The sequence below is a fragment of the Paenibacillus polysaccharolyticus genome, from assembly GCF_900102085.1.
In the GTDB taxonomy this organism is placed as follows: Bacteria; Bacillota; Bacilli; order Paenibacillales; family Paenibacillaceae; genus Paenibacillus; species Paenibacillus polysaccharolyticus.
In genome coordinates this window covers 35539-62256 of record NZ_FMVM01000010.1, presented here as the reverse complement: position 1 = coordinate 62256, position 26718 = coordinate 35539, and the positions used below count along the sequence as shown (strand labels likewise).

The window sequence follows — 26718 nt, the reverse complement described above, 5'->3', positions numbered from 1 at the left end:
CACAGTGTGCGCTTAATCATGGATATCCATGTATGGGCGGCGTCCGCCCTTTTTGACAAATTTCCAATCGACCTCAATGTTATGTCTCATCTTCCGCAGCAACTGGATTGCTGTCTCAATCTCTTCCTGTGTCAGACCATCCAACGTTACCTGATCTGAATGCACACCTTCTTTGCGAATGAACTGCCACGCTTCAAGCCCAGCCTCGGTTGGATACAGCACCTTATTCTTCTTATTACCCAATGCCGGCTGTTTGATAATAAAACCGTCCGATTCCAGTTTGCTAATCGCTCTTGCTGCCGTTGTACGATCCACCTTGATCAGTTCAGCCAGCTGATTCGGAATAATACCGGGGTTCTCGCAAATACGGTACAAATACAAATACTGCCCTCGGGACAAGTTCAAATGCTGAAACTCCACATTGCTGATGGAATCCAGACAGCGGGCAATCATGCCAATTTCGCGCAACACTTCCTTAGGCTCGTTCAGTTCATGTACTTCCTGCGATTCATCGTTCGGCTGAGTCGGTTCGTTGGCTAATTTAGGTTCTTTCGGTTCTGTCACAGAGTTCACACTCCTATAAAATTGTTGCATTCGCAACATAATTGATGATATAACTACACTAGTTCAGTGTATCACTTTCAATTCCATTCCGATATTCCATCCGACTAGGTAAAGGAGAACGATTCATGAATATAACTGTTGTTGAAGCAAACACCCCGGAACTGCTTGATGCGTGCTTTGCCATTCGTATGGCCATTTTCGTGGAAGAGCAAGGCGTATCTGCCTCCGATGAATTCGATGCATTTGATGCGCTAGGTACCGAAGCACGCCATATCCTACTCTATGTGGATGGTGTACCTGCCGCCTCCTCCAGACTACGCATCGTAGAGCAAGTAGCCAAGCTGGAACGCATCTGCGTGATGCTGGATTACCGCAAGCATGGCCTAGGCCGTGTGTTAATTAACAAGCTGGAGGAGATGGCTAAGGAGGACGGATTAGAGAAAGCCAAGCTGCACGCACAGGTCCAAGCCTCCGGCTTCTATGAACGTCTTGGCTATGCTCCTGCTTCTGAAGTATTCATGGAGGATGGCATCCCCCATCTGCTGATGACAAAAAAGCTGAACTAAGAGACATGATCTCTCCGTTCGAAATTAGCTTGCAACTCAAAGAAAACGCCTCTATCTTCACTTCGTCAGTGAGTACATAAAGGCGTTTGTTGTGTTTTTTATCCCAAAGCCAGACGGCTGGCATCTGGTTTTGCAGCTGTTTTTACATCTGCTTTAGCTTCCGCATTTTTCATCTGCTTGCTACGTAGCTGTCCGCAAGCCGCATCAATGTCTGTACCATGCTCCATACGTACCGTAGAGTTGATGTTGTTCTTTTTCAACGTGTCATAGAAACCCAAGATGGACTCCTCCGTACTACGCTGATACTGGCTATGCTCATCCACCGGATTATATGGAATCAGATTCACACTGACCATGCTCTTACGACTGGACAGCAGTTCTGCGAGTTCAGCCGCATGTTTCCGCTGATCATTCACATCCCGCAGCAAAATGTATTCAAACATGATGCGTTTGTTTGTTTTCTCCAAATAATAATCCACCGCATCCATCAATTGTTCAATCGGGAATGCCCGGTTGATCTTCATGATATGTGTACGTAGCTCATTATTCGGCGCATGCAGTGAGATCGCAAGGTTCACCTGCAGACTGCTGTCTGCAAATTCCTTGATTTTATCCGGCAATCCGCTCGTGGACACCGTGATTCGCTTCGCTGCGAGAGCTAAACCTTTGCGATCCTTGATCACTTCGATAAAGTTGCTCATATGTTCAAAGTTATCAAATGGTTCGCCAATGCCCATTACCACAACGTTTGTAACGCGCTCACCTTGACCCGCTGCATCCAGATGCCGTTGTACATGCATGATCTGTTCTACAATCTCTCCTGCGGAGAGATCACGGCTCTTCTTGATCAGCCCGCTGGCACAGAAGCTACAGCCAATATTACATCCCACCTGTGTGGTAACACAGACAGTCAAGCCATATTTTTGCCGCATGAGCACCGTCTCGATCAGGTTTCCGTCCTGCAAACGGAGCAGGAATTTCACCGTACCGTCTGCCGACTCCTGCTTCACATGTTCACTTAGTGAATTCATCGTGAAATGCTCAGTGAGCACATCCAAACATTCTTGACGCACATCGGACATGCCGTTAAAATCATGCACCCGCTCCTGGTATAACCACTCCCAAATGCGGGAAGCTCGGGATTTCTTCTGCCCATGCTCGGGCAGCCAACTACGTAATTGCTCTAATGTTAATCCATATATGGATGATTTAATCATGGTATAAACCTCTTTTCGCAAAAAACATATGGCTCATCGGTCGTCTTACCCAAAAAACCTCTACTCTGTATTGTCCCAAAATTAACAAGGGAACACAAGGGCTTTTGCATTTCTTCCAAGAGGTTTTATGCTTGGTAAATCTGCGCAGCCGGTCTAGAAGTGAATAATGCCAGACGTATGCAGCAGAACGAGCAGAACCAGAATAGGTGCAACATAACGAAGCATAAAGAGCCAGATGCGGAACCAGCCTGAGCTCAGACCAGCTGCCTCAGCAGCCGTTTTCCAAAAGTATCCCGCAAAGATTGTAACCAACAACCCACCTACAGGTAACAGAATGTTGGATGCCATAAAGTCCATCCAGTCGAACACACTCTTCGATCCGATCTTCCACTCCGGGAACAGTCCGAGCGACAGCACGGAAGGTAGTCCCACAATGAAGACAGCGAGAGAGATGACCCACACCGCACGGTTACGACTCCAGGAAAGACGCTCCATGAAGTATTTAACGGGAACCTCAAGCAGTGAAACTGCTGATGTCAGCGCTGCGATTGCCAGCAAAACAAAGAACAATCCGGCAAACAGGAATCCTAGCGGCATTGCCGAGAATGCTGCAGGCAGCGCAATGAAGATCAGGGACGGCCCTTGGTCTGGTGCAATGCCAAAAGAGAACGTCGTCGGGAAGATGATCAGTCCCGCGATAAAGGCATAGAGCAAGTCGCCCGCACCAACAGCAACTGTTGCCGCACCCAGGGATTGGCTTTTATCCACATACGAACCATACGTTACGAGGATACCCATACCCAGCGACAGCGAGAAAAAGGCATGTCCGAGCGCAACCAATGCCGACTCCGTTGTAAGCTGGGAGAAGTCCGGATTCAAGAAAAAGGAAACTCCCGCACCTGCCCCTGGCAGCGTAACGGCACGAATCATCAACACAATTAACAGAACCAGCATGGCTGGAATTAGAATTTTGTTAAACTTCTCAATTCCGTTCGATACACCCTTCGCTACAATCCAGCCTGTGATCAGGACAGAAACCAACTGCCATACAATCGGCATATAACCGCCGACAAAACTGCCGAATTGTGCGCCATAATCCGGATTATTAAACAACGTGCCACTGAACGAAGTTACAGCATATTGTAATGTCCATCCTGCGATGATGACGTAGAAGGACAGAATGATAAAAGGCGTTAATACTTGCAGTAAACCAGCCGCTAACCAACCTTTATGTCCACCTGCTTTAATAAAAGCAGTTGCTGCGCTCCCCCGTCCACTTCGTCCAATAGCAAGTTCGGCAAGCAAGACAGGCAAACCAATCAGCAAAAGACAGATAATAAAGAGCAGGAAGAAAGCTGCTCCCCCATTTTCGCCCGTAATATAAGGGAATTTCCACATGTTACCGAGACCTACGGAACTACCGATGGCCGCAAGAATAAAACCGGCACGCGAGAAGCGTTCCCCTTTGCCAGCGTTGTTTGGGTCTAGATCAGACTTACTCAAATTCATTGTATCTACTCCATCACTTTAAAGTTTTCCCGTAATTATATACTACTCGGGGTGTCAGGTCATGCAAAAATCAGTATTTGTCGAAAATTCACCATATTGGAGATGATTTCAGGATGAATTCAGTATTGGAAAATAACCTGAAACTTAACCATCACCCATCAACAATGAACCCTGAGTTAACTTGGGAAAACACAAAAAAAAGATGTTTCAGACAGCTCTTTTTATAGCCTCTGAAACATCCCCTTTTTGAAAGATGGTCTATATATCGCAGGGTATTGTCCCGCATATGTGTATTGTTTTCGCTCGATGCTGTCTAGATTTTGATCTCTAGCAACTCATATTTGATTACACCCATTGGAGCATTGACATGAATCACACTTCCTACTTCTTTGCCCATCAGCTCTTTGCCTAATGGACTCTCATAAGAAATTTTGCTGTTGGATACATCCGCTTCCGCCGGGCCGACCAGTTGATACTCGATCTTTTCAGCAAACTCAAGGTCGTTCAATATCACTGTTGAACCAATACTTACTTTATTGGAATCCATATTATCTGAGCTGATGACTCTTGCTTTGGTTAACATCTTTTCCAGAATCAGAATGCGGGTCTCCATAAATGCCTGATCATCTTTGGCTGAATGATACTCGCTGTTCTCCTTCAGGTCCCCGTAACTGATCGCAAGCTTCAGTCGTTCTGCCAGTTCCTTGCGCTTCACCGTTTTCAGTTCCTTCAGTTCTTCCTCCAGCTTTTCCAAGCCTTCCTGTGTCAAAATCACTTCATCATTAGCCATGTTTTCCATCTCCTAATCCTGCTATCTATCTCTATTCTAACCTATTTCCACTCCAAACGGTTAACATACCCCGGAAAAAGAAACCAAACTATCATTTATCATAAACGTGCACAAAATATATATGTGTACCCTATTTCCACTATGAGTATCATCAGAATTGTACCGGTACAATCATAATAAACTTGTGTGTGCATTTCAGATGCTCACTTATACAATGAATTCAAGGCAGTAGCGTTTGAGGCATTTCCCCTGCAGCCCATGATATGACTTGAGGTGATCGAGATGAATGTTACATTGACTCTAGCTGAAATAAACGCTTATCTGAAACGGATAGGCATAGATACAATCAAGAAACCGACTTTAGAATTCCTTGCCGAGATGCAACAGGCACATATCCATCATCTATCTTGGCAAACGGTCGATATTTTTGCGGGCAGGCCTGCAGGCATCGATCTGCAAGAATCCGTGCAGTTGATCCTGCAAGGACGCAGTGGCTACTGTTTCCATTTGAACGGCGCATTCAGTGTTTTACTTCATTCCCTGGGATATACGGTGCACTGGCACCGCGCGGGCGTTCAGCCGCATGGAGAACAGCCACGTGTGAACTCGTTCCATCTCGGTCTGTCCGTCTCTTTGCCAGATGCGGACCCGAATGTGGAACGTTGGATTGTAGATGTCGGTCTGGGAGGCATGCCTTTTGATCCGCTCCCTCTCCGTTACGGAGCCTATGGACCCGCACCGTTTACGTATACATTGATGCCTTCTTCCGTTGTTCCTGGTGGATGGAGGCTTGAATACGAGCCTAACGGACCAAGCATGGGAGTGGATTATGATCCCGAGGAGCTTACCCGTCTTGAAGAGTTTATTCCCAAGCATGAATTCTACAGCCAATCCGTGGATTCACCCTGGCATAACGCATTTCTGCTCCGTCAGAGAGATACAGGCCACAGCTATGAGCTTAGGGGATGCGTGCTTCGAACGCATGGAATCGAAGGCATTAGCAAGACAGAAATCCGAAATTACAATGAGTGGAAAGACATACTAACCAAGCTTTTCTATGAACCGTTAGTGATTTATACGGAACAAGAGCGTAGGGAGATGTGGGAACGGATACAGATTGCGCATGAAGAATGGAAAAAAACACAACTAGCCTGATCCATTGGAGAAAAACGCGAGATAAGGATAAATATAGAGGAAAGCCTGTCATCTATGCCGAATACAACGTCAGGTGATAAATGATGATAACTATACAAGTACTGCAAGTGCCCTCCGTTATACCTGAACCATATTGGGGTATTTTTCTGTCATCCGTCTCTGAAGAGCGGCGGGCACAGGCTTCACGCTTCATGCATCAAGCAGATGCATATCGGTCAGTGCTAGGTGAAGTGCTGACCCGTGTGAAGTTAAGCAAATTGACCGGCCTAGGACATAGAGAGATTACGTTTACCCGTAACAAATATGGAAAACCCGCCCTTACTCACGATGCTGATGCACAATTTAATGTCTCGCACTCCGGCGATTGGATTGCACTGATTGCTGGAGGTAAAGATGAACTCGGTGTCGATGTGGAGAAAATAGCACCGATTGACCTGCAGATCGCAGAGCGTTTCTTCTCGCCACAAGAGAATACGTATCTGGCAGCACAGCCTGCCGATCAACAGCGGCATACCTTCTATCGCCTGTGGACGCTAAAAGAGAGCTACATTAAAGCTGTAGGCATGGGCTTGTCCATGCCGCTGAGTTCCTTCGCTATTCTGCCCCATGTTCAGCAACATGGAGAGCCTGATTGGAGATGCAACCAAGACGGGCAGATCGTTAGGCATCGCTTCTACAGTCACCCATTGGATGAACAGCATATGTTCGCTGCCTGTGCTACAGAAGGCGATTTGCCAAGCCAGCCCGAGATCGTGACGCTGGAGAGCCTATACGCTGTATTGGTTTAATTTTCAGAGAAAGACCTGTAAAACTTAAAAAAGGAGCGAATCCATCCGGTGGTATAAATCCCCGGCGGTTCGCTCCTTTTATCTGTAAACGCATATAACTGTAACGGTAAGATTAGTCGCGGCTTCGCAGTTTGCTGAGCAGACGAAGGATTTCAATGTACAACCATACCAACGTGACCATCAACCCGAACGCACCGTACCACTCCATATACTTGGGTGCCCCTTGTTCTGCACCACCTTCAATAAAATCGAAATCCAGTACCAGATTAAGCGCGGCAACAATGACAATCACAACCGAGATGCCAATACCAATCAGGCTGTTCTCATGAAGATATGGAACCGTGATGCCGAACAGACCGAGCACAAAGCTAAGCAAATACATAATCATGATACCGCCCGTTGCAGCCACTACGCCTAACTTGAAGTTCTCTGTTGCTTTGATTAACCGCGTTTTATAGGCTGTTAACAGGGCAACAAACACCGCCATGGTTAGCAAGGCAGCTTGTAACGTAATTCCGTTGTACAAGGACTCATAACTTGCCGATAGTGCACCCAGGAACATTCCCTCTGCTACCGCATAGATCGGTACAAGATATGGTGATACCACCGGTTTAAACGAAATAATTAGCGCCAAAATAAAACCGACAATTAACCCGCCATAGGCAAGCGGCATCACTTCTTGTCCTTTGAAAAACATCATCCAGGTTGCAAATGCACTGCCCAGCAAAATGATCAACGTGATGAACGCTTTGTTCACCGTGCCGTTAATCGTCATGTAGTTCTGGTACCGATCCTCTCCATATCCTCTGTTCTCAAACGTGCTGTCCTTAAGTGTAGGATTACCGCTACGACCGATCAACACAATCACCTCTTCTTATGTATTGGGTAAATCTGTGAAACCCATTTTCTAGTGCTACTTCCTTGAAAAGTGAACTTTTTAGCTTCTATATTTGTTACGTAGAACTATATTTGCAAAGGGAATGGAGTTGGATGCAATCCATGGATCACATCCTGTCCACCTGCACACGAACCTAGGACATATGTCCTAAATGCATTTCAAGCTTACGTTCTTGCTTGTGCACCTTAAATAAACTTGTTTACTTACTTATATAGAACTTTGTCTACATTATACTTCGCCCGCATCGTGTTAATGATATAGGTCTCATAAATTTCACGATCCATTGGATCTTCTACCAAACAAACTTCAATCTTTGTGACTTCGTCGCGGTGATTCTTCATTGGAGATACCGTATCTTCAAAATGCTTTTTGATTCGCGGTCTTAATTTTCGCGCTTTCCCGACAAATAACAACTCACCTGCGGCATTATAAAACATGTAAATTCCGCCTTGCTCGCGCGTAATCAGGTGAAAATCAGTAAATCCATAAATGTGGCTTAACTGCGGATTTTCCTGCTTGGTAATGGTCACATCTGGTGTAGGAACCGTAATCTGAATCATCCATTTCACTTCCTTATATTCTATAGAAATACATCCTAACACACATCATAATCCGACACCATTTCGAGTTAAAAGAAGTACAATTCACGGAATTTTCGCTTTTGCGACAAATATTTCAAAAAAAAGGTTAACTTCCCTGATTCAAAGTGGTACTATAGGGGTATGAGGAAGAATTTGGGCACTAAGACATATGTCTTTGTATCCACGCTCGTTTTATAGAGCCTACCATTTTTCATCTTTTTCATACTGAATTCGGTGACGTGCACACGAGAAGAGTACAGTTAGTAAGAACCGTAGCTTTGAAGTAGATTGTAGAATCACCATCTTTACGAAAACCTATTGCAGCAAGCATTGAGTGGCAATAATTAGCCTTTTAAGATTTCTTTTTATTACAGCATCAAGTTTATCATCTAGAATTAGAATAATATAGACAAAGCATATCGCATAGGAAGTAGATCCACTTAGAATTATACAGACAGGTATTTCTAGAGACTAGTCAGAACATTCAACTGTAGCTAGAACAGAATAGTATTACACCCTTAGAATTGAACAGGCTTCACCTCCAGCCCGGCATATGAGCCAGGGCTTTTTCCCGTTGTGCGTACAACTCAGGCCACCTTAGCTACGAAACAGAGGTATCGTGGTTCTTTCTGCTGGGTTTATAATATGGCAAGATACCAGTAGAGGGAGTGATGGGATGTATTCCGATCTGCAATTGACGGAGGACCGCCCTGTATATATACAAGTCAAAGATTATTTGAAACGATTAATGTTAAAAGGCGGTTTGCAACCCAATCAGAAACTGCCTTCAACCCGTGAGCTGAGCACGTTGATGAAGGTAAGCCGAAGCACCATTCTGCTCGCCTACGCAGAGCTTGAAGAAGAAGGGTTGATCTATGCGCTCAAAGGTAAGGGTAATTACGTCAGCACACTTATTGAGACGCAGCAGACCAATGCAATCCATTGGCAACTAGACTGGACGGCAGAGGTAAGTGATTATGCAATCCAGGCAGAGCAATATGATCTGATGAAACATGGCTCAGGAGCCGAGCGCGGCGAAATTTCCTTTACCAGCATCGCGCCGGATGAAAAACTGTTTGATCTTCAAAATGTGAAACGGGCCTTCCTGGATCGCATGTCACTTGAAGGAGAAGTTTTACTTAATTACGGCTACGCGCAAGGATATAAACCGCTCATGAATTATTTGATGAACTACATGGAAAACAAAGGGGTCGACCTTACGGGTAAGGATATTTTGATTACGAACGGGTTTACGGAGGGATTTGACCTGCTCCTTGGGGCATTGCGCAAGAAGAGCGGTAAAGCACTCTGTGAGAACCCTACACATCACACGGCGATCAAAAACCTGAAGTTGCACCAGTTTCAGCTAACCGGTATCGATATGGAACCGGATGGCCTGGATCTGAAGCAGCTAGAGCAACAGCTGGCTGGAAGTGCATATGATCTGGCATATCTTGTGCCCTCGTATCACAATCCGACTGGAATCGTGACTTCGCCTGCAAAACGAACTGAAATTATACGTTTAATGAACGAATATCAAGTTCCGATCATTGAGGATGGATTTAACGAAGAGCTTCGTTATTCCGGCTCCCATGTCTCACCCTTGATCGCCAGTATGGGTAAGGGTAACGGCCTTGTCTATCTCGGCAGCTTCTCCAAAGTATTGTTTCCCGGACTGCGTGTGGGCTGGATTATCGCGGATGCTACTTTGATCGATTATCTGGAAAGCATGAAGCGGGCGCGCAGTATTCATACGTCTACTCTGGATCAGTCTCTGTTATATCAATATTTAAGCAACGGCAATTTTGAAAAATATCTAAAACGGGCTCGTACAGAGTACAAGCGAAAATATGAACTCGCTGTGCATTGTCTCAAAAGGCATCTGCCGATGTGTCAAATATCCGGAGCAGGCGGTTTGCATCTGTTTGTGCAGTTTCCACCAGAAGTGCGAACAAGAGAGTTGCTAGCTGCCTGTAAAGTAAACGGGGTAACCTTTACTCCCGGAGATACCTTTTATCTGGAGCCTGGTCAAGGGCTTCACACCATGCGGCTTGGATTCTCCAGAGTCAGTGACGAGAACATCCGCAAAGGCATCCGTATCATCGGGGAAACCGTTGCGAGCATGATGAGTTGATTTAATAACATTAGGGGAGGATTTTCACATGAAAGTCGGCGTTATTATGGGCGGTACATCTTCAGAGCAGGATATATCCCTGCTCACCGGACAGGAGATGATTGCGAATCTGGACAGAAGTAAATACGAGATCATACCGATTGAGCTGAATTCCAAACGTGATTTGATCGACAAATCGGATGGAATTGATGTAGCCTTGCTTGCCCTGCACGGAAAATACGGAGAAGACGGCACGGTGCAAGGCACGCTTGAATCCCTAGGCATTCCCTATACAGGTTGCGGCGTACTTGCAAGTAGCGTATGCATGGATAAGGACATGTCCAAACAGCTCATGCGGCAAGCAGGGGTACTCACCGGAGACTGGCTTCAAGTGAATCGAATGCAAGATCTGTCCTCTGTGGCTGTCCAGCACTTAACGTACCCGGTGGTCGTCAAGCCCAACTCAGGCGGTTCCAGCATTGGAACACAGATCGTTCATGAGCCATCAGCCCTGCCTGCCGCAGTAGAGGCTGCTCTTGCCTGGGATGACAGTGTAATGATTGAGCAATATATTGAGGGTGAAGAGATTACCTGCGCCATTGTAGACGGTAAAATGCTACCCGTGATCTCGATTCGTGCCAATGCTGCCTTTTTTGATTATGCTGCCAAGTATGATGATAACGGTGCGGATGAGCAGATCGTGCAACTACCTTCTGAGCTACATCAGCGCGTAGAAGCCGCTGCGCTAACCTGTTACAACGTACTCAAATGCAGTGTCTACGCCAGGGTGGATATGCTCATTCGGGATGGAGTACCTTACGTGCTGGAGGTAAACACCTTACCGGGGCTTACCCGAAACAGCCTGCTGCCCAAAAGTGCAGCCGCTGCCGGGATTTCTTTTGCCAAGTTGCTCGACACCATCATTGATCTATCTCTTAAAGAACGCTCCGGGGAGTTGTCACGTGTATGAGTCTAGATGTAAATATTCGGCATAGCACCAAACAGGATTTACAGGACATGGTTATTCTCGTGGATCAACTGGGATACCCCACAACCTACGCCGAGATGCAGGAAAGATACGCTCATATCGCTGCTGATGCCAATTATACAACGTTGGTAGCCGAAGTGCGCGGACGTGTAGTAGGACTGATTGGCATGCAGACATCCTATTCATATGAAAAGAACGGCAGACATTGCCGCATCATGGCACTGGTTGTTCATGAGCATTACCGCGGCTCCGGTATCGGCCGTCAGCTTCTACTCGCAGCTGAGCAGTCAGCAGCCGAACAGCAGGTGGACTCTCTATCGCTAAACAGCGGCAATCGTGCGGATCGTGAAGCCGCGCATGCATTTTATCAGAGGATGGGTTATACGGCTGGCAGCACCGGATTCAGTAAAAATGTCATTCAATGAAATCTAAACAACAAAATATGCCCTTCCAAGCGCTAATGTGGCTCGGAAGGGCATATTTATGTTTCATGATCTTATCCTGACTGATTTAGTACTTGGCAGATTGTGCACCGTCAATCGGAATGATGGCTCCGTTGATAAATGGCGATTCACCGGACAGCAGGAATGCGACCAGACGTCCGACTTCCTTGGGATCACCCAGACGTTTGGCCGGGTTGTCCTTTACAAACTCTTTGGACGCCGACTCCCAGTCATTTGGGTTAATCTGTTTGAATGAACCGATAACCATGTCTGTCAAAATGGCTCCTGGAGCTACTGCATTGATGCTAATACCATGCTCTGCATATTCAATCGCAGCATCCTTGGTCATGCCTGCAACGGCATGTTTACTTGCCCCATAAGCGATCTGATTAGGCACAGCGCGAATACCACCCACGGAGGAGGTGTTGACGATAAAGCCCTCGCCTTGCTTTTTCATCACAGGCAGCACATGTTTTAGGCCATAAAATACACCTTTCAGATTAATGTCGATTACCTTGTTGAACATCTCGGTTTCATAGTTTTCGATCAGGTTCTGCTTGCCCTCAATACCCGCGTTGTTGAAAAAGGCATCGATGCGCCCAAACTTGTCCACGGTATCCCGAACATAGTTCTTAACCGCTTCCTCATCGGCTACGTCTCCCTCGATCAACAGAAACTCAGCTCCGTTCACTTCTTCCGAAATTACCCGCTTGGTCTCCTCCAGTGCCTTCATGTTAACATCCACCAGAGATAGCTTTGCCCCTTCTCGCGCGACCTCTACTGCAGCCGCCCGGCCAAGCCCCGAGCCACCTCCTGTAATCAAGACAACTTTATCGGTGAACCGTTCTGTCATGGTATAGACCTCCTAATGATTTTTTAGATCATCCATACTTCAATACCCTTTTCAAATTGGACTATAACATGGCTTCGGCAACTCATATGCCTCCATTAATTTCTCGATGGGAATCCCATTGATTTTCATTCCTGCCACTTGACAAGCTTCAAGCTCAACACCTGAAAAATCACAGTCGACAAAACGACTGTCTCCCAAATCACAATGTTTCCACTGCATTGGCACACGGTCTGCACCAAGATGTGTATCCTGAAACTGAACCCCGCCCAGTGGCTTTCCCATTGGAGTGGGTGCTGTTAAGTTCAAAATAATCATAGACCTCCCCATCAGATAGACGTCTCCGATTCACATACTGGAAGCCTGTATGCTCCAGCACTTTACGAGAAGCCGGGTTGTACGTCTTCACGATGCCCACAATCCGGTTTAACGACGTATGTTCGAATAGATATGCTGTCAACGCTCGTACCGCCTCCGTGATATAACCTTTGTTGCGGTGATCGCGTGAAATGGCATAAGCTAACTCACGATCAGACGGATCAAGCATATCGTTAGGAAACACACCGCACCAACCGATCAACCGCTGACTTTCCTGATGAATGACCGCAAGCATAATCCGTACATCCTGCGGATCAAACTGTTCATAACTCCCTACAACAAACTGCAAAAATTCACTTAATTGCTCTTCTGTCATCTTCCAATCGGGTAACAGGTCGGTAATTTCAGGCTGATGTGTCAAGGTTGCCAGCGCGGCTTGGTCTTGCAAGGTAAAGGGACGTAACATTACTGAATTAGCAACAATCGTGAAACGATGATTCATATAGAACACCTCTTAGGGATTATTTTGTGATGACACGACAAAAAGGAGCACCTCCAATAGAGGTACTCCCTTGTCGTTTCATCCTTTCAGATCAAACGCCGAAGCTCCTCGTAATGGGTCAAAAAAGGACAGACGTATCCCGTGTTGGTCTAACGGAATTTTTGCGCCTTGTTCTTTTCTACATCATTACGAGAAATCTGGCATTCTCTGAAATCCCCTTTCAATTCACGCATCGTTTATAACGATCCACATTGTATTATGGACGATCAATGAAAATCCAGCCTGTATCTTGTTCTTTTTCAATCGTGGCTCCAAGTGATTCTGCCATGAAACGTAGCGGCACATAAGTCTTGCCGTTTTTGCCAACAAAGGCGGATTCTACCATCGTGACTTCTTGCCCTGCAACAGTTGCTTTCGGAGAATCTACCGTCAGTACGATCTCGTCTCCAGTGATGTCGTCAATGACAACGATCTGTTTCGAGCCTTTCGTCCATTTCACTTCTGCATCCAATTGCTCGGACAGATACCGAAGCGGCACAAAGGTTGTATTTTTGACCGTTATTGCTCCAACTTCTTCGTCTTCCGGATAGAGGAAGATACTTTTGGTTGTAATCTTCATCTCATTTTTCAGGAGTTGGTAGACAAATGAGTTTGGATCAAAATTTCGAAGCACCTGACCCGGTGTAACTTCCCCTTCGGTCAGTTCCATCACACCACGGGAAGCATCCACTTCATCCACAGTGACTACGCCGCCGATATTCCATAGCTCACTGTCTGCGCTAACCGTTACAGAACGCACTGGCAAGTCTTCTGATGCAGGCACAGCCACCTTCAAAGACATCTTTTGTTTGCGAATATCGAGTTTACTATCCAGGAAAAAGTCCATATTCAATTTGGTTTCAGGGCCAAATACTGTTTTCAGCTCCGGTGTATCTTTTAGCAGGTTGTTCAGTTCCTGATCATAGTTCACCAGAATGCTGTCCAAGCCTTCTTTGATCATGGCATAGATGGATGTAACTGCTTCCTCCTTCGATTTTGGCAAGATAGAAGTCATCTCATCGTCTTCCATACCTTCTCCTTCTATACCTTCCAAGCCCATATAACTTTCAAATACAGGGTACAGTACATCATACAAGTCTCCAATCAACTGTTTGAGACCTTGCTCATCCTTAGAAATACTTGTCAGGAACGGCTTAACCATCGCAAGCAGCTCTTCACCGTTAATCTCCATATGCAGCTTGTTCAGAGAAAATGTTTCACCATTAACGGCTTCCTGAACAGGGGTAACGGATATGTTTTTCGGATTGGACAGATGTTTCATGACAAAAGTTAATACCTTTGGAGAAAGCTCTTGCATCTGTTTCTCCAACTCTTTTGTATCTATAGGAAGCAGCATCGTCTCTGCTCCCCCAAGTGTATCCAGAGATATGTAAACCGGTTTCTGTGCACCATCGACATCGATGGTCATGCCCGACTTGTCCATAGACAGATGGAAAGGCAATTTCGTTCCTTCGATGCTCACTGATCCTTTGATCGATGCCGTGTTCGTATCCTTCATCTTGGCATGATCAATGTTGAGTGAAATGGAATTGATTCGTTTAATCATTTCGAGGTCTTCGTCGGTTGCGAATTGTTTGTCCGGTTCTATGTTAATATGCATGGATTGTTTGGTTTCACCGGATTTTACATTGGTGTTATTGACCATGGCTTGGCCAACATCTACTCCGCCCACGGCCTGACAACCTGTAAGAATAACCAGTAACAGGACAAGCGGTACTGCCATCCATTGTCTTAACTTTCGGCTCATAATTGGGATCTCCCCCTTAGCAAAATATGGTTCATTCCTTATTATGAGGGCACTTGGAAGCAATGTAAACGGATACGCATAAAAATAGGCCAAATAGGCCGGAACACGTCCGGCCTTCTGGTTCTTCTATCACTCATATGTCATAACATGCGCGTGGAAACATGCTGTTTCATGTATTATTTTCAGACTATTCCTGCTCCTGATCCTCCGTAGACCCTTCCTCTTCCACTTCATCTGCCGGTGTTACAGGGGTCTCGAATTGATCCGGTTCATCGTCTTGAATCGCTTTGTTCTCTTCGTTCTGATTTTGTGTCATAATCGCTCTCCCTCTCTTCAGCGGAATATCATCAAGGCACTGCCTTGTGTGTATCAATAACCGGATGGCATATGAATCAAACATTGTTCCAAACCATGATTGCACACAGATCGGAATTCATCCCTTTAGAAAGAGCCCTTTCAGAAGACGTAAAAGATAATCCCGTTGCCGTTCTCTACGGTCACTTGAAACAAAGCCTGTATCTGATCAATCGTTTGCACGATCTCCTGAAAAGTCTCCTCTTCGTCCCAACCTTCCATTACGGGATATACCCCTTCAGCAAGCATCTTGTCCAAGCTGAAACGCGTCCTCACATCCTCAGGGGTAAGTTGCTCCAATGCCATATAAGCCTCAAGAACCTGCTTGTTATTAATCAAGAATAGATCCATATCCGAATAGTTCCCCAAATACTGTTGACTAGCGAGCGGCACAACATAACTTAGTGGAGGTTCTCCATCTACGAGGTTACCATTCAACGTAAACTGTAGCATCTGCCACGTTTTATCAATATCCAGATCAACCTGACAATCATGCACACTAACCTCTCCCGATTGAATGGAATTCAACAACTCATCGGTTACTACCACATATCTACCCGACATGCCCATCGCGTTATCCCTCCTGACATTTCCTTCTATTATTCCCCATTAACCGTGCATGTTACATCAGAATCGGGGTAAAAAGGAAAAAGGGCACAATAACGTCACCATACGATGCTCATGTGAGGAGCGTAAATGAACCATTTCCTAAGGAGGATATCCCGATGAAAAAATTTGACTACAGTCTTAATTACGAGGAACTCGATCTGCGCAAGCAGCCTGAATTATATACCGTTGGCCGGGGCGAGCAAGGGGTACTCATGGTGGAACCCTACAAAAGCGAGATTCTGCCGCACTGGCGATTCAAAACACCTGAGATTGCGACAGAGTCATCGGAGAAGATCTATGAACTATTTTTGCAATATAAGAAAAAGGGGGATTTCATTGGCATGGATATGGCTCGCAAGTTTTTACAGATGGGATACACTCGGGCGAGACGTTATACCAATCATAAAGGCGGGCGTAAGTATTCCAAGGATGATGGCTCCATTCTGCCTTATCAGAATGACCCCGTGAAGGCGGAAGCAGCAGCCATTTTCAAAGCACAATGGGAGGTAGCGAAGAAAGATCCCGACTACGTGAAAATGATGAAGAATCATCGGGAAAAGTACGAGTCAGAGGAGGGCTAGGCGCATATCTGAAATCATTGACTTGTGGAAACATATGGTTCAGAATCTATCTTGTTACTGTTTGTTTTCCACCACTATTTTGGAGAAAAGAGGCGCAGCCGACTATGACAGAATCGTTCATACAATTAAACACAGGCCAGAATACCAACATCAAAGAATGCGCTCAGCTTCAGGTGACGATCAAGTGCACATCCGCCCCCTCTGCCTTGGATGTTAGCTGTTTCATGGTAAACGAAGCAGGAAAAGTTCCCTCTGACGACTATTTTGTATTTTACAATCAGGAGGCTGACCCGCATAACAGCGTTCGTTTGCAACAGATAGAGGAATGGCAGTCTACTTTTGTACTGGATACGCATAAATTGCGGCAGGCCTCTGTAGAAAAATGTGTGTTCACGGCTACACTTGATGCGGGACATACATTCGCCGATGTTCGTACATGCCAAGCGGTTGTTCAAGCGGGTTCCCAGCAGATTACGTATGAGATTACGCAGGCCACAGCAGAAACAGCGCTTATTTTCATTGAAATTTACAAGTATCGTGACGGATTCAAAGTTCGGGCCATCGGACGTGGTTTCTTTGGTGGATTACAGCCCCTGGCAGAATCCTTCGGGGTAGAGATTGAAAGTAACGAAGCCTCGGAAGCAGAACAAGCTCTGCTCACAGCACAAGCTGAAGTGGCAGCAGCCTCCTCCCAAACCGCGGCACCCGTTGCTGATCCAATCCCGAGCCCTCCACCACTGAACTTGACCAAAATCGATCTGCTCAAGCATAAAGTAACCCTGTCTCTCCAAAAGAAAAAGGTTGAACCTATTCAGGCACGTGTTGCCGTTGTATTCGATGCCTCCGGTTCTATGTACCATTTGTATCGAAAAGGAATTGTGCAGGAAGCCTTCGAGCGCATATTGGCCATTGCATCCGCATTTGATGATAACGGAGAATTGGATGTATGGTTCTTCGCCAAAGACTTCTTACGTGCCCCTAGCGTTACCGCCAAAGATTTCGAGAATTATATTGAACGTACATATAAGCTGGGTAGCAAAGGAGGTACTAATAACGAACCTCCTGTAATGCAAGATGTCATTCATAAGTACACCATCGAGGAACCCAATGTAAAGATTCCAACGTATATTATCTTTTTTAGCGATGGCGGGGTTAGTCAAAAAGGAAAAATCAAGCAACTGATTACCGAAAGCTCAACCAAAAATCTGTTCTGGCAATTCGTTGGTTTGGGTAGAGCTAATTACGGTATTTTGGAAAATTTCGATGAGATGGAAGGGCGTTTCATTGATAACGCTAACTTCTTCGCACTGGACGACATCTCGAAAATCAGCGATGAAGAATTGTACGATCGTCTGCTCAATGAATTTCCAAGCTGGATCAAGGAAGCTCGGGCCAAAGGCATTCTGGCCTAAAATGTTCATCTTGTATGCTTAATTCAGGCTTATAGTTTTACTTGCAATCTTAGAATCGTGGTCTTAACATGCTGCCTACAATTCGCAGCATGGACTTGCGTGGCATGAGGCGGGAGAACTGTGCTGTCCAGTAATTTCGGGCTCCTGGTACTGCATATGGCTTGCCTTTCTCCAGCGCCCTCATGGCCACGGCCACGACATGCTCAGGTGTATCCCGTTTGCCTACAGAAGCTTCATTAGCACCTACCACATCAAAGAACGGCGTCTCGGTTGAACCCGGACATAATGCCAAAAATTGAACCCCACGCTTCCAGTTTTCTTCATATAACGCCTCTGTAAAAGAAAGTACAAATGCCTTTGTCGCCCCGTACACCGCCATAAACGGATCAGGTTGGAAAGCTGCCGTCGAAGCCACGTTAATAACCGTGCCATTCTCCTTCTCTAACATGCCTGGCAAGAAAAGATGCGTCATGTTTGTCAAAGCTAATACGTTCAACATAATCTCATCCTGTTGCCGGGAACCAGGCAATTGTTCAAAGTATCCATGAGTAGCGAATCCAGCGTTATTGATCAGGATATCAATCTGTAATCCCCGTTTCTGGCATTCCTCATGTACCTTCTGTGGCGCGTCTAATTCGGAGAGATCCGATACGATCACTTCTGCCCTTACTTGATATGTACGTTTGATTCGTTCTGCCAATTGTTCCAGCTTAGACTCCGTTCTTGCTACCAGCACAACATGGTTACCCTTCGAAGCCATTTCGAGTGCAAAAACTTCACCTATTCCTGAAGAAGCTCCTGTAATAAGTGCCCATTGTTGTTGTTTTATCATTTCTCATCCACCCTCTGCATGAATATGAATACGCGTTTTCTATTGGAAACAATGTTTCTATATAGAACCATCGTAACCACTATTCACGATCCTGTCAAATACAATCTGTTTAACTCGACTTCAGAATGTAGTGCTTACTTTCAAGAGTCCAATTCAATTGACGTGATCTGGCGTAAAACAGTAGAATGACCATAAGCAAAGGAAGCGTCGCAGTTTCTGTTTAACAACAATACGGTTATGAGGATGAAATCAATGAAGGATACACATTTGGGTTCCGCGGAATCTGCACATACGGTAACAACCTTTCAGGAAGCCAGGCTGCAGCACTCGGATAATCTTCGGCAAAATATTGTGCATGCCGCTGCGGCTTTATTACAAGAGCATGGACCGGAAGCCGTCACGGTACGCCGCGTAGCTGAACGCATGGAATGCTCCACCAAGATCATATATAACCTTTTTGGCAAAAAAGAAGGGTTAGCCAAACATCTCTATTTAGAGGGATGCTCCGTTATGGCCCAGCGTTTTGAAGCTGTTCCCCGGCAAGCATCGTTCGAACAATATTTCCGTGATCTGGCCTACGTCTACTGGGACTTCGGCATTTCTCAATCCAGCTTCTATCAGCTGATGTTTGGAGGTTCTTTTTCCGAATTCAAACCGGACGGAGAGACGTTACAGGGAACAGCCACTGCACTGAAGCAGGTGTCTGGGTTAGTTGAGGCAGCGATTGAACAAGGAATGATTCAGGTGCAAGATCCCCTGCTTGCGGTGCGTATGATCTGGGCTCCCTTACATGGTGTGATACATCTGTATCTGGGAGGACATATTGAAAACGAAGAAGCCGCCAAAACCCTCTATGATCATACGTTAGCTATGGTTATAGGCTCTCTTGGGAACAAATCTGCGAATGGATAAATACAAGATTGTTGCATGTAGAAACGGTTAAAATTAAACGTAAAAGGAGCCTGTCCGCTCGCGTACGTAATACGCTTAGGACAGGCTCCTTTTTCTTTTGCTACTCTTTTTCGGTGTACTGAATAGATCAATTTAGATTATTTTTATCATCTATAGCCGGCTTAGCGTGCTTCCTGATTCTCCGCTTCCCAGCGTGCAATTTCCTCACGAACTTTCGGCGCTACTTCTTTGCCCAGTAGTTCGATCGCGTGCATAACCTCATCATGCGGCTGTGTACCCAGTGGTGTATGCAACATGAAACGGGTGATGCCAACCTCTTTGCGCAGATAGATGATTTTCTCAGCGACGGTGTCCACATCCCCTACGTACAGCGCACCTTCCAGGCTACGTGCCGCATCAAATGTCTCTCTGCCATAATGTCCCCATCCGCGTTCGCGTCCCAGCTGGTTCATTACCGCTTGTGCAGGGCGGAAAAACTTCTCTACCGCATCATCGGTTGTATCGGCAACAAAGCCATGAGAGTGGGAAGCAACGGTTAACTTGGAAGCATCGTGTCCGGCATGTGCGGCTGCTTTTTTGTACAGCTCCACCAGAGGTGCGAATTGTTTTGGACGACCACCGATAATGGCAAGCACCAGGGGCAATCCGAGCAGACCTGCACGGACAACCGATTCCTGATTACCGCCGCTGCCAATCCAGACCGGAAGCTTCTCCTGCACTGGACGCGGATAGATACCCAGGTTGTTGAAGGAAGGGCGATGTTTGCCTGACCAGGTTACTTTTTCCGACTCCGTCAGTTTCAGAAGCAGATCCAATTTCTCGTCGAACAATTCATCATAGTCGCCCAGATCATAGCCGAACAATGGGAAGGACTCGATGAATGAACCACGCCCTGCCATAATTTCCGCACGTCCATTTGAAATACCGTCCAATGTCGCAAAGTCCTGAAATACACGTACTGGATCATCCGACGACAACACGGTCACCGCACTGGTCAAGCGAATGTTTTTCGTCTGCGAAGCTGCCGCCGCAAGAATGACTGCCGGGGATGAAGCCGCATAGTCCGAACGATGATGCTCCCCTACACCGTACACATCCAGACCCACTTGATCTGCCAAAACGATTTCTTCCACAACATCACGAATACGCTGCGCGTGGCTAATTACTTCTCCTGTATTAACATCCGGGTTTGTTTCCACGAATGTACTAATTCCGATTTCCATCATATGTTCCTCCCTGTGTATGAAGCGATCCGTCGTTCATCTAACCTATTGTAAGTAGATCACCTTTTGTTATTTACCTTTATATTGGACTATTTTGAGCTAAAATACAAGTACCCTCTGTTTCCAGAGGGTACTTTTCTTCTACAACTTCCTTCCGACATACAGCAGATGAGACGAGATTCCCAGAATGGAAGGATCTTTGGCCACCTCAATCAAGTATTGAAGCAGTTCTTGCTCCTCGCCCCGTTCCTTCCAATAGTGCTCCTGTTCATCCGTGATCATTGCTTTAAGGCTGGATGAACCAATCAGCTGAACAGTCTCGAAGCCGTGCTGTTCCATGAACGGCACAACATCCTGCACATGAAAATAGTATGCTCCCGTAAAGCGGCCCTGATCCTGATGATCAAATGTGCCTCTTTCTACAAAATACCGGATCGCATCCATGCTATCATTGGGCCTCCAATGATGCGGCGATTGCAGTGAGTTGATGCTCATCCGCATCCGGGTCTGTACCGCCACAAATACAACGCCTCCCGGCTTTGTTACCCGATAAAGTTCACGCACTGCCGCCTCCCGCGCTTCTTCCTGTTGCAGATGATACAGCGGCCCCAGCATAAGCGCCGCATCATAGGTTTCAACGGCAATCCCGTTCAGATGAGTCGCATCCAATACATGAAATCCCTCAAACTGCTGTGTCAGCCCAAACGCTTCGGCCTTTTCTCGTGCTTGTTCTACGGATGAAGGTGTAAGATCCGATAACGTAATCTGGTATCCCCGTTTGGCGAGTTCCATCGCATATTTCCCTGGTCCAGCACCGTTATCCAGAATCAGACCGCTTGGCGGAAGATGTTCGCGAATATAATGCATGTTAATGATGAATTCAATGGGTTCACGCTCCAGCCTGCCCCACTCATCAAAACCGGAATAATATTGAATAATGCGCTCTCGATCTCTATCCATCTCTTGTGCACCTGCCCTTTTCTCTGGAATTAAGCTTGACAGAACATCAAAAAGACCTGCCACCTCAGCTAAGAGGCGACAGGTCTGACCTTCGCGGTACCACTCTTTTTGTTCATAGACAGGATTACACCAACCTATCCTTCCATAACATCTCATGACCTGATGACGGAGGTTACCCGTCAGGATCTACGTGAATTCAGTTCATCATATCCACCATTTCATTCAGTCCTTCGTTCGCTGAACCAATGAAGACACTTCTACAACTGTTCTTCGATCCTGCCGCTCACAGGTGAGTTGGGGACAGGCTGGACTGTCTCTCACCGAATTGACAGTTCTCTGAACCACGCCATATACCTTAATACTCCTGATCATTGCGTTTGTTATTTTAATTTTACCAAGTATAGTTCTCCTAAATATTTACTGTCAACTCTAAATTCACAATAAACCAGAATAGTTCACTCATTTATAAAATACAAACCGTATTACATCAACCCTTCTTATTTTTGAATCTCTTCCACTAATGGTACAGCTATTTTAGCTTCCGGTTCTTCTATACTGTACATCCATGGATATACAACGGCCGTATCCGATGTATACTTCTCATACCGATCAATGCCCTGATTGTCTCCGTCGCCTGCAAACTGGGTCTTGGTGGGCATACCATAGCTTCGTTCACCCTTTAAGAGCATAAAGGTCTGATTCATCCCCCCGAAATGTGGATCATCACTATACCTCTCCACGTACAAATCCCCGTCCTTAAGGTAATATGTCCAATGGATTGTATAACCGCCAAGTTTTGAATCCACAACTTGTGGCTTCTCACCAATTGAAGGTAAAGTAACCGGCTCGAACTCACCCTCAATATATTGAACTTGATGATGGGCATACAGAGTCATTGGGGTATCCGGATTAATCTTCAGACCTGGGTTTACTTCAAAGCGCAATTCCATTTGATTTGAATGATCTGACGGCCATACGGCACCTTGCAACCGGGTACCATTCACATCCAGATCATATTTCAAATAGGGCAGTTGCAAGATGGCTCGATCCTGAGCAAGAATCACCCGGATTTGTGTCGGCGTAATGATGGCCTCCTTCACGAGTACTCCATCCGATTGCTGGCCCAGAGGGAGATTCAACACTCTTTTGCTCGTGCCGCTAAGCATCTCCGTTTTATCTAATCGTATACCGATATTCAGGGGCTGATCCATTCTACCTTCTTCTTTATGATACGCGAGTACATAAGATGAGGCTTGTTGATTTAACGTATCCAGGTTATAGAACTGTTCTGATATGTATTCACCATGCGCTCCTGGCTTACCGCTTATACTCGGTGCAACCGAATCTAATGTCTGTCCTTTCTGATCATAAATCTTCAAAAAAGGATAAGCATACTCACGGACATCAGACTGGTCAAACGTTAACGATGTAGACAGCATCACTTGATTATCTTTCTCGTTGAACACACTCACTGCAAGTTTACCCAAGCCGTCTTTATGAATATCAAACCCTTGTGACTGCCGCTGGGAAAGATCCAGGTTAATTGCCTGTTCCTCGGGAGCCAACACCTGGACTCCATTTACTGTGAAATCAACATTGGCCTCTTTTGCTGACGGTGTCCACTCCGTTTCAAAATAACCTTTGTATACTCCGTTCGCCTGATCAAAATCATGATAATACCTGCCTTCGATTTGCTTCCCCGTCTCATCCCTAAGGCCGATCGAAGGGAATCTTACCGTATCCCCTTTGTACTTACCGGGGTTCAAGGTATACAAAATAACGGTACGATTATCATCAGTAAAGGCAGTATCGAGTGTTAATGTTACCCCGCCGACTGTCACCGATTGATTCAGTTTCTGTCCAAGTCCATTTTGCAGCGCATTCTGGATACCACTCCGGTGATCCAACAGGTCAAACCAGTCATAGTGGACTGCTGCATATACAGGTGTCGCCATAAGAACAACGGCTGCTGTTCCGATCAGTGTGGTTTTTTTCCATCTCAGGTTCCGACGTACATTTTCTTTCCTCGCTGAAGCATGAAGCTCAGGGCAACGTTCTTGATCCTTTTGGATCTGATCCCACATGGCATTAAAATCGGGATAATGGATATCCGCATCATTTTTCAGATGATGAGACAATCTTTTTTCTGTTTGTTTCACTGTACACTTCCCCTTTCTGATATTGTTTGCTGGCCTTCTCCCATTTTTTCCTCAGCAGACGAATTCCCTTATATATTCTTGACTTCACCGTACCCAGCGGAACTTCCAGCGTTTCGGCCGTTTCCGATAAACTGAATTCGTTCATATAGCGTAGTAGAATGGCTGAACGTATTTTCTCAGGCAACTCCTCAACCCATTGTTCCCAGAGATCCGAATCCTCCGCATGCTGAGCCACCTCGTCAACCGGATCAACCGTTCGTTGCGGCGTGAGCATAAAAAGCCTTTTTTCCCGTTGCTTGGATGCATGCTCTCTTTTCATAAAATTAAGGCAGTGATTCACTGTGATTTTCATCAGCCATGTTTTCATGTATTCTACCTTCCTCCAATCCTGACGGAAGACGGTAACAAAAACGTCGTGGCATACATCTTCCGCATTCTGCGCATGATGGAGCATGTAGTAACACGTCCGGTACACATCTTTGTTGTACATTTCGAACAGTTCTTTTTCAGTCAAACAATTCTCCTCCTTTCTCTGCATCAGCCTTTTCAAATCTATAGACAAAGCCGTTCATTCAAAGGTTCATTCTTCTTCTCTCTTCACAGCCAAAAAAGAACGTTCACTTCCACAGCAATGCAGAAATGAACGTTCTTCATGGATGAAGACAAGTATATTTGAACTCACGTACAGTGCAGTCCCTGAACGACAGCAGCCTAGATCTTTTTCACAAATTCGGACTTCAACTTCATCGCGCCCAAGCTATCGATCTTGCAATCAATATCGTGATCTCCATCGATCAGACGAATATTCTTCACCTTGGTTCCTTGTTTCACGACGAGTGAGCTGCCTTTCACCTTGAGGTCTTTAATGACCGTAACAGTATCCCCATCATTCAGTACATTTCCATTGGCATCACGCACAACTTTGGATTCCTCAGCGTCCCCTTGATCTGCTTCCAAAGACCATTCATGCGCACATTCCGGGCAAACGAGCAAATTTCCGTCCTCGTACGTATATTCCGAATTACATTTCGGACAATTAGGCAAAGTAGACATATGTATAAAACTCTCCATTCTAAAATTGGCTTACATGCAAGTATACGGGATTTGGGCCGTTTGTTCCATACGATGGATCACTGCAACACGGTTTAACTTATATGGAAGGTTCCACCTACACCGAATTTAAACCAAATTTAAACTTGATTCTACCCTTGCTTTAAGGAAATCCGCTTAAAATATAAGTATCCAAACAGTGTAACGAAATCATTTTATAAACCTTACGGACATTGTCCTCTGCTTGTATTTCCATGCCAAAGGAGTTTCTGCTTATGTCATCCTATGTTTTCCCCATTCAGACCGCGTTTATCATCTTTGTCATTGCTTCCATGTTTTTGCTGGTGCCGTGGTTAATCTATGGTTATCGCAAAGACGGCTTCTTCAGCTGGTCTCGGTTTGTCGTCAGCTTTTCTTTTATTTTCTTCCTCATGGCTGCTTACTGCCTGGTGATCCTGCCGCTTCCCGCGACTCGAAATAACTGTGCTGGCCACGCAGCGAATGCGGTGTATTACAACCTTCAACCCTTTATGTTTGTGAAAGACATTATGAGGGAAACACCGATCATCTGGTCTCAACCCTCTACGTGGATCAACATGATTAAGGGCCGAGCTTTCCTGCAAGTGCTGTTCAATGTATTACTGCTCATTCCACTGGGGGTATATATCCGGTATTTCTGGCAAAAGAGGGCGTTCTGGAAACACGCCTTCGTCGCTGGTTTCGGGCTTTCCTTATTTTTCGAAGTCACCCAACTCACCGGGTTATACGGATATTTCAGTTGTCCTTACCGACTGTTCGATGTGGATGATCTGATGTTGAACACCTCCGGTGCAGTTATTGGATTCTTCACAGCCCCGCTGGTGTTGGCTTTGTTCCCGTCACGTGAGAGTATTCAAGCCAAGAGTGAGCAAATCGTGGAGCAAAACCGCGTCTATCCTGTGCCACAGCTGCTCGCACTGCTGATCGATGGTATTGTGGTGGTGATTATCGCCAATCTCATGTCAATCTTCACCTTAACCAATGATATCCAGGATGTAATAAACACGTCCACGGCGATGGTTATTGTTCTGTTCTTTATCCCATGGGTTCAAAGCGGAGTTACACCAGGCTCTGCCGTTCTCCGGTTCCGATATGTCGATCGTCAAACGGGTACTTCGACGCTTTCAACACTATTGAAACGATTGATTGCTATCTATGCTCCGTGGCTTCTGTTAACGGTTATTCAACTGGTAAGTAAATATGCATACCCTAACTATCGAGATGATGTCATTCAGCCTTATCTCGTCTGGATTTCGCTCGGTATCAGCATAGTGTACTTTCTCGTGTATATCATCCTGTTTATCCATGTGTTGGTCGTGATATTCTCGGGTGGAAAACGTTCCTTCTACTTCGACGAAGTCTCCCGTACGCGAGCCTCGCGTAAATAATAAATCAAGTGTACTCTCTCTTACAGGGACGATCACATAGCCAAAAAGGCGGCATCTCATGGTGAATCCATGAGGCCGCCTTTGAATTTTCGGATACCGAATCTGATATC

Annotated in this window: 27 protein-coding genes; 10 read left to right on the top strand and 17 right to left on the bottom strand. The window is 45.8% G+C overall.

Annotated elements, in window-relative coordinates; genetic code table 11:
- Positions 1 to 12: 12 nt before the first annotated feature.
- Entirely contained in the window at positions 13 to 453 is a 441-nt protein-coding gene (locus BLQ13_RS14990; protein ID WP_090921736.1) for a MarR family winged helix-turn-helix transcriptional regulator, read from the bottom strand.
- A gap of 236 nt (positions 454 to 689) precedes the next feature.
- Between BLQ13_RS14990 and BLQ13_RS14985 the strand changes: the two genes are divergently transcribed.
- Positions 690 to 1130, top strand: coding sequence for a GNAT family N-acetyltransferase (locus BLQ13_RS14985; protein WP_090921408.1), 441 nt, complete (start codon positions 690 to 692; stop codon positions 1128 to 1130).
- Between the two features lie 98 nt (positions 1131 to 1228).
- Here the strand turns inward: BLQ13_RS14985 and rlmN are convergent, their stop codons facing one another.
- The 3 genes from rlmN to greA all read right to left on the bottom strand — a co-directional run bounded on the left by rlmN (position 1229) and on the right by greA (position 4646).
- Positions 1229 to 2347: a dual-specificity RNA methyltransferase RlmN gene (rlmN, locus tag BLQ13_RS14980; protein WP_090921406.1), complete on the bottom strand. Its 1119-nt coding sequence runs from the start codon at positions 2345 to 2347 to the stop codon at positions 1229 to 1231.
- 153 nt (positions 2348 to 2500) lie between these two features.
- Positions 2501 to 3856 carry a sodium-dependent transporter gene (locus tag BLQ13_RS14975; RefSeq protein WP_090921404.1) on the bottom strand — a complete coding sequence of 452 codons (1356 nt, stop codon included), beginning with the start codon at positions 3854 to 3856 and terminating at the stop codon, positions 2501 to 2503.
- Between the two features lie 313 nt (positions 3857 to 4169).
- Positions 4170 to 4646, bottom strand: coding sequence for a transcription elongation factor GreA (gene greA / locus BLQ13_RS14970; RefSeq protein WP_090921402.1), 477 nt, complete (start codon positions 4644 to 4646; stop codon positions 4170 to 4172).
- Between the two features lie 282 nt (positions 4647 to 4928).
- Between greA and BLQ13_RS14965 the strand changes: the two genes are divergently transcribed.
- Complete coding sequence (locus BLQ13_RS14965) at positions 4929 to 5801, top strand: arylamine N-acetyltransferase family protein (RefSeq protein WP_090921401.1); 873 nt, start codon at positions 4929 to 4931, stop codon at positions 5799 to 5801.
- Between the two features lie 80 nt (positions 5802 to 5881).
- The gene (locus BLQ13_RS14960; RefSeq protein WP_090921399.1) at positions 5882 to 6589 is read left to right on the top strand and encodes a 4'-phosphopantetheinyl transferase family protein; all 708 of its coding nucleotides are present in this window, start codon (positions 5882 to 5884) and stop codon (positions 6587 to 6589) included.
- Positions 6590 to 6701: 112 nt separating this feature from the next.
- Here BLQ13_RS14960 and BLQ13_RS14955 read toward each other — a convergent pair whose 3' ends face one another.
- Complete coding sequence (locus tag BLQ13_RS14955; protein WP_090921397.1) at positions 6702 to 7448, bottom strand: Bax inhibitor-1/YccA family protein; 747 nt, start codon at positions 7446 to 7448, stop codon at positions 6702 to 6704.
- A 242-nt stretch (positions 7449 to 7690) separates the two neighbouring features.
- Complete coding sequence (locus BLQ13_RS14950; RefSeq protein WP_090921395.1) at positions 7691 to 8047, bottom strand: nucleotide excision repair endonuclease; 357 nt, start codon at positions 8045 to 8047, stop codon at positions 7691 to 7693.
- A 697-nt stretch (positions 8048 to 8744) separates the two neighbouring features.
- On the opposite strand from BLQ13_RS14950, the gene pdxR reads away from it, so the two are divergent.
- From pdxR to BLQ13_RS14935, 3 genes are read left to right on the top strand one after another with little or no spacing between them, the layout of a single operon-like run.
- Positions 8745 to 10202, top strand: coding sequence for a MocR-like pyridoxine biosynthesis transcription factor PdxR (gene pdxR / locus BLQ13_RS14945; protein ID WP_090921393.1), 1458 nt, complete (start codon positions 8745 to 8747; stop codon positions 10200 to 10202).
- A 28-nt stretch (positions 10203 to 10230) separates the two neighbouring features.
- Positions 10231 to 11151 carry a D-alanine--D-alanine ligase gene (locus BLQ13_RS14940; protein ID WP_090921391.1) on the top strand — a complete coding sequence of 307 codons (921 nt, stop codon included), beginning with the start codon at positions 10231 to 10233 and terminating at the stop codon, positions 11149 to 11151.
- A complete protein-coding gene (locus BLQ13_RS14935; RefSeq protein WP_139168899.1) occupies positions 11148 to 11594 on the top strand; it encodes a GNAT family N-acetyltransferase in 447 nt (148 codons plus the stop codon). Before BLQ13_RS14940 ends, BLQ13_RS14935 begins: the two co-directional genes overlap by 4 nt.
- 85 nt (positions 11595 to 11679) lie before the next feature.
- Here the strand turns inward: BLQ13_RS14935 and BLQ13_RS14930 are convergent, their stop codons facing one another.
- The 5 genes from BLQ13_RS14930 to BLQ13_RS14915 all read right to left on the bottom strand — a co-directional run bounded on the left by BLQ13_RS14930 (position 11680) and on the right by BLQ13_RS14915 (position 16013).
- Positions 11680 to 12465 carry a glucose 1-dehydrogenase gene (locus BLQ13_RS14930; protein WP_090921389.1) on the bottom strand — a complete coding sequence of 262 codons (786 nt, stop codon included), beginning with the start codon at positions 12463 to 12465 and terminating at the stop codon, positions 11680 to 11682.
- Between the two features lie 199 nt (positions 12466 to 12664).
- Complete coding sequence (locus BLQ13_RS14925; RefSeq protein WP_090921257.1) at positions 12665 to 13282, bottom strand: GNAT family N-acetyltransferase; 618 nt, start codon at positions 13280 to 13282, stop codon at positions 12665 to 12667.
- Between the two features lie 256 nt (positions 13283 to 13538).
- Entirely contained in the window at positions 13539 to 15089 is a 1551-nt protein-coding gene (locus tag BLQ13_RS14920) for a copper amine oxidase N-terminal domain-containing protein (RefSeq protein WP_090921211.1), read from the bottom strand.
- Positions 15090 to 15276: 187 nt separating this feature from the next.
- Positions 15277 to 15405 carry a hypothetical protein gene (locus BLQ13_RS29025; RefSeq protein ID WP_261769298.1) on the bottom strand — a complete coding sequence of 43 codons (129 nt, stop codon included), beginning with the start codon at positions 15403 to 15405 and terminating at the stop codon, positions 15277 to 15279.
- A gap of 140 nt (positions 15406 to 15545) precedes the next feature.
- Positions 15546 to 16013, bottom strand: a complete 468-nt coding sequence (locus BLQ13_RS14915) for a DUF1877 family protein (protein ID WP_090921209.1) — start codon at positions 16011 to 16013, stop codon at positions 15546 to 15548.
- Between the two features lie 155 nt (positions 16014 to 16168).
- Here BLQ13_RS14915 and BLQ13_RS14910 point away from each other — a divergent pair, with 155 nt between their 5' ends.
- Entirely contained in the window at positions 16169 to 16633 is a 465-nt protein-coding gene (locus BLQ13_RS14910; RefSeq protein ID WP_090921207.1) for a DUF4385 domain-containing protein, read from the top strand.
- 104 nt (positions 16634 to 16737) lie between these two features.
- A complete protein-coding gene (locus tag BLQ13_RS14905) occupies positions 16738 to 18045 on the top strand; it encodes a VWA domain-containing protein (protein WP_090921205.1) in 1308 nt (435 codons plus the stop codon).
- 49 nt (positions 18046 to 18094) lie between these two features.
- On the opposite strand, the gene BLQ13_RS14900 is transcribed toward BLQ13_RS14905, so the two are convergent.
- A complete protein-coding gene (locus BLQ13_RS14900) occupies positions 18095 to 18877 on the bottom strand; it encodes an SDR family NAD(P)-dependent oxidoreductase (protein WP_090921203.1) in 783 nt (260 codons plus the stop codon).
- 252 nt (positions 18878 to 19129) lie between these two features.
- Here BLQ13_RS14900 and BLQ13_RS14895 point away from each other — a divergent pair, with 252 nt between their 5' ends.
- Positions 19130 to 19789: a TetR/AcrR family transcriptional regulator gene (locus tag BLQ13_RS14895; RefSeq protein ID WP_090921201.1), complete on the top strand. Its 660-nt coding sequence runs from the start codon at positions 19130 to 19132 to the stop codon at positions 19787 to 19789.
- 161 nt (positions 19790 to 19950) lie between these two features.
- On the opposite strand, the gene BLQ13_RS14890 is transcribed toward BLQ13_RS14895, so the two are convergent.
- From BLQ13_RS14890 to BLQ13_RS14870, 5 genes are all read right to left on the bottom strand, one after another.
- Entirely contained in the window at positions 19951 to 21012 is a 1062-nt protein-coding gene (locus tag BLQ13_RS14890; protein ID WP_090921199.1) for an LLM class flavin-dependent oxidoreductase, read from the bottom strand.
- A gap of 141 nt (positions 21013 to 21153) precedes the next feature.
- Positions 21154 to 21972, bottom strand: a complete 819-nt coding sequence (locus tag BLQ13_RS14885) for a class I SAM-dependent methyltransferase (RefSeq protein ID WP_090921197.1) — start codon at positions 21970 to 21972, stop codon at positions 21154 to 21156.
- Positions 21973 to 22469: 497 nt separating this feature from the next.
- Positions 22470 to 24131 (bottom strand): DUF4179 domain-containing protein, encoded by a 1662-nt coding sequence (locus BLQ13_RS14880; protein ID WP_090921195.1) that lies wholly within the window; start codon positions 24129 to 24131, stop codon positions 22470 to 22472.
- Positions 24088 to 24645: an RNA polymerase sigma factor gene (locus tag BLQ13_RS14875; protein ID WP_090921194.1), complete on the bottom strand. Its 558-nt coding sequence runs from the start codon at positions 24643 to 24645 to the stop codon at positions 24088 to 24090. Before BLQ13_RS14875 ends, BLQ13_RS14880 begins: the two co-directional genes overlap by 44 nt.
- Before the next feature lie 197 nt (positions 24646 to 24842).
- Positions 24843 to 25184 (bottom strand): zinc ribbon domain-containing protein YjdM, encoded by a 342-nt coding sequence (locus BLQ13_RS14870; protein WP_090921192.1) that lies wholly within the window; start codon positions 25182 to 25184, stop codon positions 24843 to 24845.
- Positions 25185 to 25456: 272 nt separating this feature from the next.
- Here BLQ13_RS14870 and BLQ13_RS14865 point away from each other — a divergent pair, with 272 nt between their 5' ends.
- Positions 25457 to 26608, top strand: a complete 1152-nt coding sequence (locus BLQ13_RS14865; RefSeq protein WP_090921190.1) for a VanZ family protein — start codon at positions 25457 to 25459, stop codon at positions 26606 to 26608.
- Positions 26609 to 26718: the final 110 nt, after the last annotated feature.